Below are 1,980 nucleotides of genomic sequence, written 5' to 3'. Positions count from 1 at the left end.
GGCGGCCTGTCTGAGGTGGCGACGACGACGACACAGCGACGTCGTGTCTCCTCGTCGAGCGAATGCTCTAAAAATTCCCGCACCTCGCGGCCACGCTCGCCAATAAGCGCCAGAACGATCACCTCGCAGTCTGCGCCGTGGCACAGCATGGAAAGCAAGGTGCTTTTCCCCACGCCCGCCGCCGCGAAAATCCCTATACGTTGCCCCTCACCGCAGGTGAGTAAGCTGTCTATCGCCCGCACGCCGGTTAGCACCGGGCGTTCGATAATCCCACGGACCAGCGCCGCCGGAGGTGGTGCGTCAAAATCGCGCCACGGCCCCGGCCACGTCTCATTGCCATCCAGCATCAGCCCAAGGCCATCAACGACCCGGCCCAGCAACGCATCGCCGACCGGAACCTGCTGGCGTCGTCTGAGCGGCCGCACCTTCTGGCCGCAAAACAGACCAACCGTGCTGGCGAAGGGAGATAACAGCGCATCATCGCCGTCTACCGCAACCACCTCGGCCAAGGTGCCGCCGGGTAAAATCTGGCAAAGTTCACCCATAAACACACCGGGCAACCGCACTTTCAACAAGGTGGCGCTGATGTGCAGCACCTGTCCCGTCATGTCGATGCCATCCGGCGGCTTACCGCACAATGCCAGCCGTTGGCTCACCGCATCCACCAGAGAGGAAAACTCAGTCTTCATCATCGAGTAAGTGCTCGGGGTCCAGGTCAATACTGTGCACCACCTGGATAAGGCAGTGCTCACCCACTTCCTGCCACGACAGCACCGCAATGTCGGCATGTTGTTGCTCTATGACCTTACGCAGGAAACGACGCACATCCACCGAGGTGACAATCACAAACTCACCGTGGGCCGTTTGTGCCTCGGCAATCAACTGCAATATCTCGGCACACTGTGCATGGCTCAACGCGGTATAGGTGCCCATTGCTGTCTGCCGAATAGACTCACGAATCACATTCTCCATCTCCTCCCCAATGCGCAGCACGCGTAGCGGCGTTCCTTCTGGCATCAGGCGATGTAAAATATGGCGTCGCAACGCGATGCGAACATATTCCGTTAGCATCTGGACATCTTTTTCCCGCGGTGCCCACTCAATCAGCGTGCCGAACACCAGACGCAAATCACGGATAGAGACACGCTCCGAAACCAATCGCTGGAGCACCTCGGCAATTTTGTTGATGGGCATCTGCCGCTGTAGCTCTTTCACCAACTCGGCATAGCGTTTCTCCATCGCATCCATCAGGTAGCGCGCTTCTTGCACCCCGATAAACTCTGCCATATGGTTCACCAACACCTTGTGCAACAACGCAACAAGGCACTGGTCACCGGTATACACCGTTTGCCCCGCCTGTTGCACACGTTGTCCCTCAGCCGCAGACAGCCATGCGATCCGCCCCATTCCCTGCGGCAACACCTGAGCCTCTGGCGTAGCAGCGGACGCATCCAATGCGGTGAACATCATGCAGGATGCTGCCAGGGGGAGCGTCAGCGAGAACACGGACTCCTGATAGACCAGCACCGCCATACTGTTCTCCGTCATTGAAGCATCAACGATGATGGAGACATCCGGCAGGGGGACACCCACGGTGTCAAACAGGGTTTTGCGCAGGGCATCAATCTCCAGTGAAAGAGACTCTGAATGCAGGCTCGGTGCAAGACGCAGCGTCAGAGGCTGTGCGCCCGGCACCATCAGATCGTCATCTGCGCTGCCCTGCGGCGCGGATACCGACTGCGGATGCCGGGCGCGATACCACAGCAGCGCACAGGGCAATGCGGTAAGCACCGCCATAATGAAAAAGTAGATAAACGGGAAGCCGGGAATGACGGCAAACAGTAACATCACCACCGCTGCGAGGATCAGCGCCTGAGGCTGTTTCCCTAATTGCGCGCTCAGCTCACGCCCCAGATTTTGCCGTTTCTCACCCGGTACGCGGGTGACGATAATACCGGCACTGAGCGAAATCAGCAGAGA

At 58.7% G+C, this 1,980-nt stretch carries 1 protein-coding gene and 1 pseudogene; both read right to left on the bottom strand.

Features of this window, described 5'->3' with window-relative positions; translation table 11 throughout:
• Positions 1-668: pseudogene (locus J5224_RS25860) on the bottom strand (EscN/YscN/HrcN family type III secretion system ATPase); the annotation flags it as partial.
• Positions 669-678: 10 nt separating this feature from the next.
• A partial coding sequence (locus J5224_RS25855; RefSeq protein ID WP_264628055.1) for an FHIPEP family type III secretion protein occupies positions 679-1,980 on the bottom strand: 1,302 nt, incomplete at its 5' end.

This window comes from Candidatus Symbiopectobacterium sp. NZEC135 (genome assembly GCF_025962695.1).
Note: the sequence above shows the minus strand (reverse complement) of the source record. Positions and strands in the feature narration are given on the sequence as shown.